Annotated in this window: 14 protein-coding genes; 2 read left to right on the top strand and 12 right to left on the bottom strand. The window is 67.3% G+C overall.

The genetic code is table 11. The features are described from left to right. Positions 1 to 171 precede the first annotated feature (171 nt). Positions 172 to 3651: a carboxylic acid reductase gene (gene car, locus AC5Y42_RS08780; RefSeq protein WP_499897363.1), complete on the top strand. Its 3480-nt coding sequence runs from the start codon at positions 172 to 174 to the stop codon at positions 3649 to 3651. Between the two features lie 54 nt (positions 3652 to 3705). Here car and AC5Y42_RS08775 read toward each other — a convergent pair whose 3' ends face one another. The 9 genes from AC5Y42_RS08775 to pdxS all read right to left on the bottom strand — a co-directional run bounded on the left by AC5Y42_RS08775 (position 3706) and on the right by pdxS (position 11336). Continuing rightward, entirely contained in the window at positions 3706 to 4383 is a 678-nt protein-coding gene (locus tag AC5Y42_RS08775) for a hypothetical protein (RefSeq protein WP_499897361.1), read from the bottom strand. 83 nt (positions 4384 to 4466) lie between these two features. Beyond that, complete coding sequence (ruvB, locus tag AC5Y42_RS08770) at positions 4467 to 5510, bottom strand: Holliday junction branch migration DNA helicase RuvB (RefSeq protein WP_499897360.1); 1044 nt, start codon at positions 5508 to 5510, stop codon at positions 4467 to 4469. Next, complete coding sequence (gene ruvA, locus AC5Y42_RS08765; RefSeq protein WP_499897358.1) at positions 5507 to 6097, bottom strand: Holliday junction branch migration protein RuvA; 591 nt, start codon at positions 6095 to 6097, stop codon at positions 5507 to 5509. The genes ruvB and ruvA overlap by 4 nt, the downstream gene beginning before the upstream one ends. Further along, entirely contained in the window at positions 6094 to 6648 is a 555-nt protein-coding gene (ruvC, locus tag AC5Y42_RS08760; protein WP_499897356.1) for a crossover junction endodeoxyribonuclease RuvC, read from the bottom strand. Before ruvC ends, ruvA begins: the two co-directional genes overlap by 4 nt. A gap of 99 nt (positions 6649 to 6747) precedes the next feature. Continuing rightward, positions 6748 to 7500, bottom strand: a complete 753-nt coding sequence (locus AC5Y42_RS08755) for a YebC/PmpR family DNA-binding transcriptional regulator (protein ID WP_499897354.1) — start codon at positions 7498 to 7500, stop codon at positions 6748 to 6750. A 45-nt stretch (positions 7501 to 7545) separates the two neighbouring features. After that, positions 7546 to 8931: an ABC1 kinase family protein gene (locus AC5Y42_RS08750; protein WP_499897353.1), complete on the bottom strand. Its 1386-nt coding sequence runs from the start codon at positions 8929 to 8931 to the stop codon at positions 7546 to 7548. A 45-nt stretch (positions 8932 to 8976) separates the two neighbouring features. After that, positions 8977 to 9573 (bottom strand): pyridoxal 5'-phosphate synthase glutaminase subunit PdxT, encoded by a 597-nt coding sequence (pdxT, locus tag AC5Y42_RS08745; protein ID WP_499897352.1) that lies wholly within the window; start codon positions 9571 to 9573, stop codon positions 8977 to 8979. Next, complete coding sequence (gene tesB / locus AC5Y42_RS08740) at positions 9570 to 10415, bottom strand: acyl-CoA thioesterase II (RefSeq protein WP_499897350.1); 846 nt, start codon at positions 10413 to 10415, stop codon at positions 9570 to 9572. Before tesB ends, pdxT begins: the two co-directional genes overlap by 4 nt. 9 nt (positions 10416 to 10424) lie before the next feature. After that, a complete protein-coding gene (gene pdxS, locus AC5Y42_RS08735) occupies positions 10425 to 11336 on the bottom strand; it encodes a pyridoxal 5'-phosphate synthase lyase subunit PdxS (protein ID WP_499897347.1) in 912 nt (303 codons plus the stop codon). A 170-nt stretch (positions 11337 to 11506) separates the two neighbouring features. On the opposite strand from pdxS, the gene AC5Y42_RS08730 reads away from it, so the two are divergent. Next, entirely contained in the window at positions 11507 to 12706 is a 1200-nt protein-coding gene (locus AC5Y42_RS08730; protein WP_499897345.1) for a glycosyltransferase 87 family protein, read from the top strand. Here AC5Y42_RS08730 and AC5Y42_RS08725 read toward each other — a convergent pair. Genes AC5Y42_RS08725 through AC5Y42_RS08715 form a run of 3 tightly spaced genes read right to left on the bottom strand, consistent with a single transcriptional unit; the run spans position 12610 to position 15708 of the window. Further along, a complete protein-coding gene (locus AC5Y42_RS08725; RefSeq protein WP_499897342.1) occupies positions 12610 to 13644 on the bottom strand; it encodes an NUDIX hydrolase in 1035 nt (344 codons plus the stop codon). The genes AC5Y42_RS08730 and AC5Y42_RS08725 overlap by 97 nt on opposite strands. After that, a complete protein-coding gene (locus tag AC5Y42_RS08720) occupies positions 13644 to 14768 on the bottom strand; it encodes a glycosyltransferase family 4 protein (protein WP_499897340.1) in 1125 nt (374 codons plus the stop codon). Before AC5Y42_RS08720 ends, AC5Y42_RS08725 begins: the two co-directional genes overlap by 1 nt. A 37-nt stretch (positions 14769 to 14805) precedes the next feature. Further along, positions 14806 to 15708, bottom strand: a complete 903-nt coding sequence (locus AC5Y42_RS08715) for a phosphatidylinositol mannoside acyltransferase (protein ID WP_499897586.1) — start codon at positions 15706 to 15708, stop codon at positions 14806 to 14808. Positions 15709 to 15710 lie beyond the last annotated feature (2 nt).

Raw genomic sequence — 15710 nt, 5'->3', positions numbered from 1 at the left:
TTGCGGTGACTGGTGTGACAGGTGGGCCGGAAGGCGGCAGGCGTTGAGCGGGCGCCGTTAGCTTGATCACCCTATGCGCGGGAATAACATTAGCTTTGCTAACGTAGTAACCCATTGACGCAACGGTGCGCCGTAAATGTGAAACGTCCTAATCCTTGCGAGAGGACCCCAATGCCCACCGATACCCCCGAAGAGCTCGTCGAGCGCCGCATCGCCGATTTGATCGCCAACGACCCACAGTTCGCCGCGGCCCGCCCTGACCCGGCCGTCGCCGCAGCGGCGCAAGAGCCCGGACTCCAGCTGCCGCAGGTGATTCAGACCATCCTCGACGGCTATGCGGACCGGCCCGCACTCGGCCAGCGCGCGGTCGAATTCGTCCGCGACCAGATCGGCCGCACGTCGGCGCGACTGCTGCCCCGCTTCGACACGATCAGCTACCGCGATTTGGGTCGGCGCGTGGATGCGCTGGCCAGCGCATGGGCCGCTGACGCCGTGTCCGCCGGCGATCGGGTGTGCGTGCTCGGCTTCACCAGCGTCGACTACACCACGATCGATGTGGCGCTGGCGCGCGTGGGCGCGGTGTCGGTGCCGATGCAGACCAGCGCGGCAATCACGCAGCTGCGGCCAATCGTCGTCGAGACCGAGCCGGCCGTGATCGCGGCAAGCGTCGACCATCTGCCCGACGCCGTCGAACTGATCCAGACCGGGCACCAGCCCGCCCGGCTGGTGGTGTTCGACTACCACCAGCAAGTCGACGACCACCGGGATGCCGTGCAGGCCGCCCGCGCGCAGTTGGCCGACAGCCCGGTCGTCGTGGAAACGCTGGACGAGGTGCTGGACCGCGGAAAGGCGCTACCGGCATTGCCTACAGTCGTCACCGACGACGACAACGCGCTGGCGCTGCTGATCTACACTTCCGGCAGCACCGGCGCACCCAAAGGCGCGATGTACCCGCGGCCCAACGTCGCCAAGATGTGGCAACGGTCGTCCCGGAACTGGTTCGGGCCGAGCGCCGCGTCGATAACCCTCAACTTCATGCCGATGAGTCACGTGATGGGCCGCGGCATCCTCTACGGCACGCTTGGCAACGGCGGCACCGCCTACTTCGGCGCCAAGAGCGACCTGTCCACGATGCTGGACGACCTCGCGCTGGTGCGGCCGACCGAACTGAACTTCGTGCCGCGAATCTGGGAGATGCTCTTCCAAGAGTTCCAGAGCGAAGTGGACCGCCGCACTGCTGAGGGATCGGACCGTGCGGTCGCCGAAACCGACGTCATCGCCGAGCAGCGGCAGGATCGCCTCGGCGGGCGGTTCATCTTCGCGATGACCGGCTCGGCGCCCACGTCTCCTGAGTTGAAGGTCTGGGTCGAGTCCGTCCTCGAGATGCATCTGCTCGACGGCTACGGCTCCACCGAGGCGGGCATGGTGCTGTTCGACGGCGAAGTGCAACGCCCGCCGGTCATCGACTACAAACTGGTCGACGTCCCGGATCTGGGCTACTTCCACACCGACCAGCCCTATCCACGGGGCGAGTTGCTGCTGAGGACGGAGAACTTGTTCCCCGGCTACTACAAGCGACCCGAAGTCACCGCGGAAGTGTTCGACGCCGAGGGCTACTACCGCACCGGCGACGTGGTGGCCGAGGTCGGCCCCGACCGGCTGGTCTATGTCGACCGCCGCAACAACGTGCTCAAACTCGCCCAGGGCGAGTTCGTCACGGTCGCGAAACTGGAGGCGGTGTTCGGCAACAGCCCACTGGTGCGGCAGATCTACGTCTACGGCAACAGCGCGCACCCCTACCTGCTGGCGGTCGTGGTGCCGACGGATGTGAACGCGTCAAAGTCGGCGATCGCCGAGTCGCTGCAGAACGTGGCCAAAGAGGCCGGTCTGCAGTCTTACGAGGTGCCGCGCGACTTCCTCATCGAGACAACACCTTTCACGCTGGAAAACGGTCTGCTCACCGGCATTCGCAAGCTGGCGTGGCCGAAACTGAAGCAGCACTACGGCGAACGGCTGGAACAGCTCTACGACGAGCTGGCCGAAGGGCAGGCCAATGAGCTCAGCGAGCTTCGTCGCAGCGGTGCCGACGCGCCGGTGCTGGAGACCATCAGCCGGGCCGCGGCCGCGCTGCTGGGTGCGTCGACGTCCGACCTGCAGCCCGACGCGCACTTCACCGACTTGGGTGGAGACTCGTTGTCGGCGTTGACATTCGGCAACCTGCTGCGTGAGATCTTCGACGTGGACGTGCCGGTCGGCGTGATCGTCAGCCCGGCCTCGGATCTGCAGGCCATCGCCGACTACATCGAGGGCGAACGGCAGGGCTCCAAGCGACCCACGTTCGCCTCCGTGCATGGCCGCGACGCGGTCGAGGTGCACGCCGGCGATCTGACGCTGGACAAGTTCCTCGACGCCGCCACGCTGGCCGCCGCACCATCGCTGCCTGGACCGAGCTCAGAGGTGCGGACAGTGCTGTTGACCGGCGCGACCGGCTTCCTGGGCCGCTACCTGGCCCTGGATTGGCTGGAGCGGATGGACCTGGTCGACGGCAAGCTGATCTGTCTGGTGCGCGCCAAGTCTGATGCCGAGGCGCGGGCCCGGTTGGACAAGACCTTCGACAGTGGCGACCCGGCACTGCTGGCGCACTACCAGAAGCTGGCCGCCGATCACCTGGAGGTCATCGCCGGCGATAAGGGCGAGGCCAACCTCGGGCTCGATGACGCGACCTGGCAGCGCCTGGCCGACACGGTCGACCTGATCGTCGACCCGGCGGCGCTGGTCAACCACGTGCTGCCGTACAGCGAGCTGTTCGGCCCCAACGCGCTGGGGACTGCCGAGCTGATCCGGATCGCGCTGACCACCAAGAAGAAGCCGTACAGCTACGTGTCGACGATCGGGGTGGGCGATCAGATCGCTCCGGGCAGCTTCACCGAGGATGCCGATGTCCGGGTGATGAGCGCGACCCGCCGGATCAACGACAGCTACGCCAACGGCTACGGCAACAGCAAGTGGGCCGGCGAAGTGCTGCTGGCCGAGGCGCACGAGCTGTGCGGCCTGCCGGTCGCGGTGTTCCGCTGCGACATGATCCTGGCTGACACCACGTATGCGGGCCAGCTCAATCTGCCGGACATGTTCACCCGGACGATGCTGAGTCTGGTGGCCACCGGGATCGCACCCGGCTCGTTCTACCAGCTGGACGCCGACGGCAACCGGCAGAGCGCGCACTACGACGGCTTGCCGGTCGAGTTCATCGCTGAGGCCATCTCGACGTTGGGCGCTCAGAATGTGGAGGGCTTCCAGACCTACCACGTGATGAATCCCTACGACGACGGCATCGGGATGGACGAGTACGTCGACTGGCTGATCGACGCCGGGTACAAGATCCAGCGGATCGGCGACTACGGCGAGTGGTTGCAGCGGTTCGAGATGACGCTGCGGGCTCTGCCGGAGAAACAGCGCCAGTACTCGTTATTGCCGCTGCTGCACAATTACCAGAAGCCGGAGACGCCGATCCAGGGCTCGATTGCGCCGACCGATCGGTTCCGCGCCGCGGTGCAGGACGCGAAAATCGGCCCGGACAAAGACATTCCGCATGTCAGCGCACCGGTGATCGTCAAGTACATCACCGACCTGCAACTGCTCGGCCTACTCTGACGCAGACACGCCACGTCCCCCATTTCCGCTCGAAATGGGGGACTTGGCGCTTATTCAGTGTGACGCGTCGACGTGTTTGCGCCGACGGAAGAAGCTGCTCTTGGAGCGCTGCGGCTCTTGGGCGGGAAGCTGATCGGCCCGCGCCTGGGTGACCGCATCCGGTGAGGCTTCGGGTGCAGGCGTGTACTCCGGAGCGGGCGTGTAGTCCGCCGAAGCGACCTCGGGAGCAGGAGCCGCGGCTGCGGGCACCGCCTCGACATCTCGCGCCATCCGGACCGCGACCCGTGCCAGCACAGCGCCGGCCAGGAACACGATCAGCGCGCCCAGCCCGGAGAAGTAGGTGACTTCGAGCAACGCCCGCTTGGCGTCGGTGGCGGCCACCGGGTGGCCGACGCTGCCGATCCGCAGCGTCGAGGCGAAGGCGCCCCCGACCACGAACCAAGCACCGGCGAAGGCCGCCAACCAGCCGCCGAACATCGCGGTGGCGCGGTTTCCTGAGCCCAACAGCAGCAGGCCACCAACCACGGTGGTGACGCCGGGGAACACTTCCAGCCAGCCACGGGCCGCGGTCCAGGCCCATTCCTGGTCCGGCGTATAGGCCCAGTGGAAATACGGTCCGATGAACGGGGCCAACGCACCCCACGCACCCAGAGCGATCAGGAGCAATCCGCTGACCGCGCCGCGGCTGCGAGGCATATGCAGGCTGCCCGGGGCCGTCCGCGAGTCATTCATGACAATCTCCTCACACAGTTGATACCGACGGTGTCGGCTGCGTGCTGGGTACCCGGATCGGGTGCGGTCGTAACTCGACGTAACTAGTCGAAAAGCCCCGCTTGGCCCAGCCCACCGGCCCCGACCGGCGGCACCATGCCCAGATGCGTCCAGGCCTGGGCCGTGGCCACCCGGCCGCGTGACGTGCGGGCGATCATTCCGGCTCGCACCAGAAACGGCTCGCACACCTCCTCGACGGTGGTGGCTTCCTCCCCGACCGCTACCGCCAGCGTCGACACCCCGACCGGGCCGCCGCCGAAGCTGCGGGTCAATGCCGACAGCACGCCCCGGTCCAGCCGGTCCAGGCCGAGTTCGTCGACGTCGTACACCGCCAACGCCGACTTGGCGACATCGCGGGTGATGACGCCGTCGGCACGGACCTCGGCGTAGTCACGCACCCGTCGCAGCAGGCGGTTGGCGATCCGCGGGGTGCCGCGCGAGCGGCGCGCAATTTCCGCGCCGGCTTCGGCGCCCAGTTCGACACCCAGGATGCCGGCCGACCGGGCCAGCACCCGCTCCAACTCGGCGGGCTCGTAGAAGTCCATGTGCGCGGTGAACCCGAACCGGTCGCGCAGCGGCCCGGTCAGCGCACCGGACCGGGTGGTGGCACCGACCAGGGTGAACGGTGCCACCTCCAGTGGAATCGATGTCGCCCCAGGCCCTTTGCCGACGATCACGTCGACCCGAAAGTCCTCCATCGCCAGATACAACATCTCCTCGGCGGGCCGGGCGATGCGATGGATCTCGTCGATGAACAGCACGTCGTGCTCGACGAGGTTGGACAACATCGCGGCCAGGTCGCCGGCGCGTTCCAGCGCGGGTCCGGACGTCACCCGCAACGACGACCCCAGTTCGGCGGCGATGATCATCGCCAGCGACGTCTTGCCCAGCCCGGGCGGCCCCGACAGCAGGATGTGATCCGGTGTGCCGCCGCGATTTTTGGCGCCTTCGATGACCAGTTGCAGTTGTTCGCGCACCCGCGCCTGGCCGATGAATTCGCGCAGCGAACGCGGCCGCAGGTTGGCGTCGATGTCACCCTCGCCGACGGTCAGCGCCGGTGAGACCTCACGCTCGTCGGGCTCACTCATGTGGACTTACCCAGGAGCGACAGGGCCGCGCGCAACGCACTGGACGTGGTGGCGGCGTCGTCGCCGGCCAACACGCTGTCCGTGGCCTCTTCGGCATGTTTGGCCGCAAAGCCAAGTCCGACAAGGGCTTCCACCACCGGGCCGCGGACGCTGTGGCCGTTGACCGACGCGCTAGGTGTCGGTCCGACCGGACCGATCTTGTCGCGGAGTTCGAGCACCATCCGCTCGGCGCCGCGCTTGCCGATGCCCGGCACCCGGGTCAGCGCGGTGATGTCACCGTCGGCCAGCGCGTGGCGCAGCGCGGCCGCGTCGTACACCGCAAATGTGGCCAATGCGATCTTGGGCCCGACGCCGGAGACGCCCAGCAGTGTCAGGAAGAGGTCGCGAGTGTCGGCGTCGGGAAACCCGTACAGGGTCATCGAATCTTCCCGCACGATCATCGCGGTGATCAGCCGCGCCTCGCTGCCGCGACGTAGCGTGGCCAACGTCGACGGGGCGGCCATCAGCTTGTACCCCACGCCGCAGGCTTCGATCACGACATGGTCGAGCGCGATGTCGAGCACCTCTCCGCGTACCGAGGAGATCATGTCGCGGCCTTCACTTTCGCGTTGAACTTCCGGCGCTGCTCGGCCGCCTTGGCTTCGGCGGCGGCCATCCTGGCGATCATCGGCGCGCGCCAGCAGTGACAGATCGCCAGCGCCAACGCGTCAGCAGCATCCGCCGGCGTCGGTTTGGCCTGCAACCCAAGAATTCTGGTCACCATGGCAGTGACCTGCGCCTTTCCGGCGCCGCCGTTGCCGGTGACCGCGGCCTTGACCTCGCTGGGGGTGTGGAAGTGCACGTCGATGCCGCGCTTGGCCGCGGCCAGCGCGATCACGCCGCCGGCCTGCGCGGTGCCCATCACCGTTGACACGTTCTGCTGGGAGAACACCCGCTCGATCGCGACGACGTCCGGATGGTGGGTGTCCAGCCAGTGTTCGACGGCGTCGCTGATCGTCAGCAGCCGCCGCGGCACCGCCACGTCGGCCGGGGTGCGCACCACGTCGACGTCCAGCGCGATCACCTGCCGCCCCAGGCCACCTTCGATGACCGACAGGCCGCAGCGGGTCAGACCCGGATCGACGCCCATCACGCGCACGTCAAGCTCCCTCGATGCCGAACGGTTGTTCGATACCCTAACGGGCAGCGCCGACAAGAGCCGGTAGGACACGCGGTCAGAGCCGCGACCGGCGGGCGGTCACTCCTCGATCTGAGCCAGGATCTCGTCGGGGATGTCGGCGTTGGTGTAGACGTCTTGCACGTCGTCGCTCTCTTCGAGCGCATCGACGAGTTTCATGACTTTGCGGGCACCCTCGGCGTCCAGCGGAACGGTGACCGACGGCTGAAAGCCCGCCTCCGCGGAGTCGTAGTCGATGCCGGCGTCCTGCAACGCGGTGCGCACTGCCACCAGATCACCTGGCTCGCTGAGGATTTCGAAGCTGTCGCCAAGGTCGGTGACGTCTTCGGCGCCGGCTTCCAGCACCGCGGTCAGCACGTCGTCTTCGGTCAGCCCGTTCTTCTCCAAGGTCACCACGCCCTTGCGGGCAAACAGGTAGGCCACCGAGCCGGGGTCGGCCATGTTGCCGCCGTTGCGGGTCATCGCCACCCGCACCTCGCTGGCGGCGCGGTTGCGGTTGTCGGTCAGGCATTCGATGAGCACAGCCACCCCATTGGGCCCGTAGCCCTCGTAGGTGATGGTTTGGTAATCGGCGCCGCCGGCCTCTTCACCGGCGCCACGTTTGCGGGCCCGCTCGATGTTGTCGTTGGGCACCGAGTTCTTCTTGGCCTTTTGGATGGCGTCGTACAGCGTCGGGTTGCCCGACGGGTCACCGCCGCCGACGCGGGCCGCGACCTCGACGTTCTTGATCAGCCGGGCGAAGTTCTTGCCGCGACGCGCGTCGATGACGGCCTTCTTGTGCTTGGTGGTGGCCCATTTGGAGTGGCCGCTCATCGGCGTGCTACCTCTTCTGTTGCTGGCAAAGTTCGCCAGACGAGTCTACGTGGGCGGCTGGTACCGATCGTCCGTCGCCCGCGGGCGGTGCCCCTCCCCGGGCGGGAAGAATCCCGGTATCCATCGTTCGATCAGCGCGGCGTAGGCAACCTGCGCGTCGAGCTGCACGGCGACTCCGAGCAGGCCGCCGAGCGTGCGGAGCAACATGACGTAACCGGGTGGGATCGTCAACTGCCGGGCCACCTTGAACCGGTCGGCGAATCCTTCCGCGAGCGGATCGGTGGTGATCAGGGCTGACTTCTGGAACCAGCGCCGGGTGAAGTGAAACTCGCCGGAGCGCAGCGGATCGATGTAAGCCCACAGCGGCCCGAGGTACTCCACCAGCTGCTCGGCAGTCAGATCGTAGTGCTGGGGCATGAACCCGAGCTTCTTCAACAACCGGATTGCCTCATCCCACTGTTCATCTCGCGCCCAGCACAGCAGTTCGCCGAATTCGGCGGGCACACCGCCGGGATGCTCGGCGACGGCGCCGAAATCGATAACTCCCAGCCGGCCGTCCGCCAGCATCATGAAGTTGCCCGGATGGGGGTCGGCGTGCACCAGCCCGACACGCGCGGGTGAGCTCATGGTGAACTCAAGCAGTAAGGTGCACACCGCGTCTCGTTCATCTTGGGTGCCCTCGGCGATGATTGTGGAAAGGCGCCGACCCTCCGCCCACTCCGAGATGATGACCTTGGGCGCACTCGCGACCACCGCCGGTACGAAGAATTTCTGGTCGTTCGCAAAGGCTTTCGCGAAGGCACGCTGATAGTCGGCTTCCTGCCGATAGTCCAGTTCTGCTTCGATACGCTCGCTGACCTCGGAAACGAGGCGGTCTACGTCCGCTCGCGGCACGATCTGCTTGGCGAGCCAGGAGAACCGTTGGATCAGCTTGAGATCCGCGCGTAGCGCGTCGTCGGCGCCGGGGTATTGGACCTTGACCGCGACCGTGCGGCCGTCTTTCCACGTGCCTTTGTGAACCTGTCCGATACTCGCCGAGGCGACCGGGGTGTCGTCGAAGGATTCAAAGCGTTGGCGCCACTTGGTGCCGAGTTGGGCGTCGAGCACCCGGTGCACCTTTGCTGCCGGCAGCGGCGGCGCCTCGGTCTGCAGCTTGACCAAGGCCTCCCGGAACGGATCGGCGAACTGCGGAGGTATTGCCGCCTCCATCACCGACAGCGCCTGACCGACCTTCATGGCGCCGCCTTTGAGCTCCCCCAGCACTTGGAACAGCTCGTCGGCGGCAGTTTCCAGCAGTTCCGCGTTGACTTCTTCCTTGGACTTGCCCGTCATCCGCTTGCCCACACCCAGCGCGGCCCGCCCGGCCACTCCTGCGGGTAGTCCCGCCAGTTTTGCGACGCGTCCCAATCGGCCCCGCACGATGTCGGCCATGAGCACATCATGCCTGGCGGCAACCGTGGTGTCTGCTCGCGAGGGTTAGGCCGCCCCGGTGACCATGTCGACGAACAGCCGGTGGATGCGACGATCGCCGGTCATTTCCGGGTGAAACGCCGTCGCCAGCACGGGGCCCTGCCGCACCGCGACGATGTGGCCGGCCGCTCGGGCCAGCACCTGGACATCTGCGCCCACCCGCTCCGCCCAGGGCGCCCGGATGAACACCGCGTGCACCGGATCGTCGAGACCGTCGAAGGCGATATCACCCTCGAACGAGTCGACCTGTCGTCCGAAGGCGTTGCGCCGCACCGTCATATCGATGCCACCCAGGGGCAGCGCCTCGCGCCCGCCGACACCGGCATCGAGTATCTCTTCGGCCAACAAAATCATCCCGGCACACGCCCCGTAGGCCGGAAAGCCCTCGGCCAGCCGCTTGCGCAGCGGATCGAGCAGGTCGAGTTCGCGCAGCAGGTGGCTCATTGTGGTGGACTCCCCGCCGGGGATCACCAGTGCATCCACCGCGTCGAGTTCGTCGCGGCGGCGCACCGGTTGGAAATCGGCTCCGGTTTCACGCAGCGCCGCCAGGTGTTCGCGGGTGTCGCCCTGCAACGCCAGGACACCTATACGGGGTGCGCTCACTGGCTCCCCGGTCGGAAGTCGCGTTTGTAGCGGGTCAGGCCCTCCTGCATCACCGCCGCGACCATTTCGCCGTACTGGTTGAAGAGTTTGCCCTGGGTCAGCGACCGCCCACCGCACGCCGACGGCGACAACTGGTCATACAGGAGCCATTCGTCGGCGCGGAACGGCCGCATGAACCACATCGCGTGGTCCAGCGACGCGACCTGCAAGTGGTCGCGCTCCTGAAGGTGGATTACCTGCGCCGAGCCGAGCAGAGTGAGGTCGCTCATGTAGGCCAGGGCACAAATGTGCAGCACGGGGTCGTTGGGTAGCGGATCGCGATGCCGAAACCACACCTGCTGCTGGGACGCCAGTCCGGGCAGGAGTGTCAGCTGCTCCCGCGGCACGATGCGCACATCCCACTCTTCGAACTGCCGGAATCCCGCGTCGTCGAACACTTTCATCGACGACAGCCCCGGCAGGTCGTCGGGCGGCGGCGCCGAGGGCATCACGTCTTGGTGCTCGATGCCGCTCTGGTCGCTCTGAAAGGACGCCGACATGGAAAAGATCGTCTCGCCGTGCTGGACGGCGTTGACCCGTCGGGTGCAGAACGAGCCGCCGTCACGGATACGTTCGACGAGAAAGATCGTGGGCGCCTTGGCATCTCCGGGCCGCAGGAAGTATCCGTGCAACGAGTGCACCAAAAAGCGCGAGTCGACGGTGCGCACCGCCGACACCAGCGTCTGGCCGGCGACATGGCCGCCGAAGGTGCGCTGCCAGGCGCCTGATTCGGCGGAGAACACACTGCCCCGGTAGATGTTGACCTCGAGCTGCTCGAGATCGAGGATCTGCTCGATCGCCACGGATCGTTCTTACCAGCCGCGTTCGGCCAGGCGGTGCGCCGCCGCGATCTCCTCGACGTTGATGCCGACCATGGGCTCACCCAACCCTCGCGACACTTTGGCCAGCACGTCGGGGTCGTCGTAGAAAGTGGTGGCCTTGACGATGGCGGCGGCCCGCTGGGCCGGGTCGCCGGACTTGAAGATGCCCGAGCCGACGAACACCCCTTCGGCGCCGAGTTGCATCATCATCGCGGCATCGGCGGGAGTGGCGATGCCTCCGGCGGTGAACAGCGTGACCGGCAGCTTACCGGCCCGGGCCACCTCCACCACAAGCTCGTAGGGCGCTGCGAGTTCCTTTGCGGCAACATACAATTCGTCTTCCGACAACGACGTCAACCGACGGATCTCGCCGCCGATGGCCCGCATGTGCGTGGTGGCGTTGGAGACGTCGCCGGTGCCGGCCTCACCCTTGGACCGGATCATCGCCGCACCTTCGCCGATGCGCCGCAGCGCCTCGCCCAGATTGGTGGCACCGCAGACGAACGGGACGGTGAATTTCCACTTGTCGATGTGGTGGGTGTAGTCGGCCGGGGTGAGCACCTCGGACTCGTCGACGTAGTCCACGCCCAGGCTCTGCAAAATTTGCGCCTCGACGAAGTGCCCGATGCGCGCCTTGGCCATCACCGGGATGGTGACCGCGGCGATGATGCCCTCGATCATGTCCGGGTCGCTCATCCGAGACACCCCGCCCTGGGCGCGGATGTCGGCGGGCACCCGCTCGAGCGCCATCACCGCGACGGCGCCGGCGCCCTCGGCGATGCGGGCCTGCTCGGGCGTGACGACGTCCATGATGACGCCGCCCTTGAGCATTTCGGCCATGCCGCGCTTGACTCTCGCGGTTCCGATTTGCCCGCGGCCGTTCGACGAACCGGCGCTATCCACTGCTGATCTCCTTCACCTGGTACTAAGCCAGTCTAAAGCGTCCAGAAAAGCCGATGGTAAACGGCGCGACCTGGACGGATCGATCAGCCCGGGGGTGGTGCTACGATCCCGCGCATGCTGCCGACCGGTGGACCGCGAGGTCGCAGCACTGATCGAAAACCGCGCCGGCAGTGAGCGTCCGAGCCGTCCCGCCCCTCGCCATTGTCCTGCTGCTCGGGACGATTGCGCGCTGCGTCCTGATCCCGCTGACCCACGGCCAGGACTTCGTGGTCTGGGACATGGCCAGTGCGGCAACCCTGCGCGGCGTCAACATCTACACACACCATCCGCACTACCCCGCCGGGCCGTACGCGTACGTCCCACTCTGGCTGTACCTCGAAGTGCCGTTCCAATGGCTGGCCCAGCACAGTCGCATCCCGTTCCAGGTGACAGGCAAGCTGCCGATCGCGGCCGCCGATGTGGCCTGCGCGCTGCTGATCGCGGCCGCGGTGCGCCGCCGAGGCCGCAGCGGGTTGGTGGCAGCCGGGGCCGCCGCAGGGTTCTTTCTGAACCCGCTGGTTCTCTACAACAGCGCCTACTACGGCCGGTTCGACTCGCTGGGCTGTGCGCTCCTGCTGGCCGCGGTGCTCAGCGTGTCCGCGCGGCGCAACATCGGGTCGACCGCCGGCTACTACGCCCTGGCAGTCGCCGCGAAGACGTTCCCGATATTCGTGCTGCCGACCATGCTGCGCCATGTCAAGGGCCGGCGAGTCGCGACCATGGCGATCCTTGTCCTGGTCGTCGCCGTTCTGTGCCTTCCCTACCTGCACAGCTTTCACGCGCTGTATGCCGATGTGGTTCTTTACGACGCGACGAAGCTTCCCCAGGGGTTGTCGTGGCAACGGGAACTGCTCGGGCTGCTGACGCACGAACAAGCCAGGTGGCTCAGCTATCTGCTGCTGATCTGCTTCGCGGCCGCCGCGGTTCTCCTCGCGTCGCTGACCGACGTGTGGCTTGCTACGGCGCTGACCCTGGTGGCTTTTCTGCTGGCTAGCAAAGTCGTGCTCGAGCAGTACCTGGTCTGGCCACTGCCTTTCCTGATCGTGGTCGGGGCGGGCGCCGCGGCCGGGTTGGCAGCGTCGACCCTATGTCTGGCCGGGTTGCTCACCACGTTCGGCATGCTCGACAACGCCAGCTTCCATCCCTTCGAGCCGGCCGCGGCGATGCCGTGGTTGTTGGCCGGGATCTGTCTGCTCGGGTTGGTGGTGTGCCTGACTCTCAGCCGGATCGCTGCTCAGCGGATGGACTGCAGCTGCCGCCGCGGCGCCGAGGACTCACCATCGGCCAGTGTCATCGCATCGGCCAGCAACTCGGATAACTGCAGCGGGTAAACGGTCTCGCCGGCGGCCACCAGATCGGCGATGTCGGCCACGTCACACCAGCGGTGACAGTGGATGTAGCGGCGTTCCAGCTCGGTCCGGCCGGCGCTGGACGGCTCGAAGCGGTGGGTGCGGTAGACGAAGAAGAACTCCTGGCTGTCCAGCACTGCGCCGTTGAAGTCGAATACCGCGTCGCGTCGCCAGATCGGTCCGACCATGTCGGCGGGCTCGGCCCGCAAGCCGGTTTCCTCGGCGAGCTCGCGGGCGGCGGCCTGCGCCAACCCCTCGTCGTCGCCGACCTGCCCGCCCACGGTGAACCACCAGCGCGGTGCGGTGTCATGGGGCAGCGCCGGGTCGGATCCGCAGAGCAGCAGCACGGCGCCGGTGTCATCGAGTAGCACCACCCGCGCCGACGTCCGCCGGTTGGCCGCGCCGTGGCCGCTCAGCCCATGCATGCGCGACCGCTCAGCGATCTCGAAATAGCTTGGCAATGGGGCTCTTCCGCCCAGGCGCAGCAGCCGCACTATCGTTCGCTCGCGCAGCGCCAGGGTGTCGCGGACCGCGTCGTTGTGGAACCGGCGGGCCAACAGCACCCGGGCTTCGGCGTCGGCCAGCTCGGCAACCAGCGCCGACGGCAGCAACGCCGGATCGACAGCAGCCAGCGCTGCCGACAACTCGTTTTCACACGCCTCGCGGTCGTGGCGGGGCGCACGTTCGGCCGCATCGGCCAGCGCCGCCAGCCGCTTGCCATGAGCCGCGCCGTGAAAGGCATCGATCGCGACGGCGCGGGCCACCACCGCGCGGCGGGCCAGCGCACCGTCGAGCGCCTGCCAGGACAGGTCGCAGCGCACATGTAAGCGGTCCAGGCGGTTGGCGGTGTGATAGCCCCAGGCGCCCAACGCCACCAGCAGCGCGACCAGCGCCGCGACCGCCACCAGCAGCCACACCATCAGCTGGCCACCTGGACCTTGGTACCGGAGCCGGCCACCGTCTCGTAGACCCGCATGATCTGGTTGGCCACCACCGACCAGTCGTAACGGTGCACGGCCTCACTGCCGGCGGCGACGTAGCGTCCGGCCAGCACATCGTTCTCCAGCACTGCGACCAGGGCTTCGGCCAGCGCGGCGCCGTCGTCAACCGGCACCAGCCGGCCCGCCTCGCCGTCGCGCAGCACCCGCCGGAATGCGTGCAGGTCGCTGGCCACCACCGCGGTACCCGCAGCCATTGCCTCAACCAGCACGATGCCGAAACTCTCGCCGCCGGTGTGGGGTGCACAGTAGACGTCCGCACTGCGCAGCGCTGAGGCCTTCCCGGCATCGTCGACTTGGCCAAGGAACCGCAGATGCTTCGCCAAATCGCCTGCAGTCTCGCGCAATTCGTCTTCATCGCCGCGCCCGACGATCAGCAGCTGCACGTCGGGAAGGTGCTCGACCAGCGTGGGCAACGCGTCGAGTAACACTGCCATCCCCTTGCGGGGCTCGTCGTAGCGGCCCAAAAACAGCACCGTCTTGCCGGGCCGCGGATATCCCTCCAGCCGCGGCGCCGACGCGATCGACGCCACATCCACGCCGTTGGGGATCTCCACCGCGTCGGATCCCAGCGCCTCCATCTGCCAGCGCCGCGCCAGGTCGGACACCGCGATGCGGCCGACGATCTTCTCATGCCAGGGCCGCAGCACCCCCTGGAAGACGGTCAGCGTCAAAGATTTGGTGGTCGACGTGTGAAAGGTCGCCACGATCGGCCCCTCGGCCACCCGCAACGCCCACATCGAGAGGCTGGGCGCGTTGGGTTCGTGCAGGTGCAGCACGTCGAAATCGCCGTCGGACAGCCAGCGCCGAACCCGGCCGTGCACCGCCGGACTGAACTGCAGCCGCGCCACCGAGCCGTTGTAGGGAATCGGGATGGCCCGGCCGGCGGAAACGACATAATCGGGCAGCGCGACATGCGGCGACGACGGCGCGAGCACGCTGACCGTGTGCCCCCGGGCGCGCATCACCTCGGCGAGTTGCAGGACATGCGACTGCACCCCGCCCGGGACGTCGAACGAGTACGGACACACCATCCCGATGCGCATCAGGGGCCCCCCAGTTTGGCCCGTCGCTCATCGCGGTTCATTGCCCAGCTTCTCCCCGGGCCGTCCCGGCCCGCATCGTCGCTGGGCGCAGATCAGCCAGCCATTGCGGCTGCAGCATATGCCAATCGGCGGGGTATGCGGCGATGTTGCGGGCGAACTGGTCAGCGAGCGCCTGGGTGATGGCACTGACGTCGCGGCTGGTGCAGTCCAGCGCCGGGGAGATCTCGCACCCCCATCCGTCGCCCTCGAACCGGCAGTGCACCGGCAGCAGCGCCGCGCCGGTCTCGATGGCCAGCTTCGCCGGTCCGGCCGGCATCCGGGTGGGCTCGCCGAAGAAGTCGACCTGAACTCCGGTGCGGGTGAGGTCGCGCTCGGCCATCAGACAGACGACCTTGTTGTCCCTCAGCCGTTGGCTGAGCAGTTCGAACGGTGGCCGCTCGCCACCGGACAGCGGGAGCACCTCGAAGCCGAGGCTTTCGCGGTAGTCGATGAATCGCCGGTACAACGACTCGGGTTTGAGCCTTTCGGCGACGGTGGTGAAGGTGCCGTGGGTCTGCGTCAGCCAGACGCCGGCCATGTCCCAGTTGCCGCTGTGCGGCAACGCCAGCACGGCCCCACGGCCGGCGGCCAGCGCCGCCTCAAGGTGTTGTTGTCCCAGGATCGAGTCGTCGAGCTGTCGGGCCAGCTTGCGGTGGTCCATGGTCGGCAACCGGAACGCTTCCCGCCAGTAGCGCGCATAGGAGGCCAGCGACGCCCGCATCAGGGCACCGGGCACGTCGGCCGGCGGCACCCCGATCACCCGGGCCAGGTTCTTACGCAGCTGCTCGGGTCCGCCGTTGCGCGACGCGTAGAGCGCTCCCGCGTCGAACACGTTGCGCGCGGCCAACTCCGGCATGGTGCGCACCGTCATCCAGCCGGCCGCATACCCCCAGTCGCTCATTC

This window comes from Mycobacterium sp. NGS48 (assembly GCF_059812585.1).
Note: the sequence above shows the minus strand (reverse complement) of the source record. Positions and strands in the feature narration are given on the sequence as shown.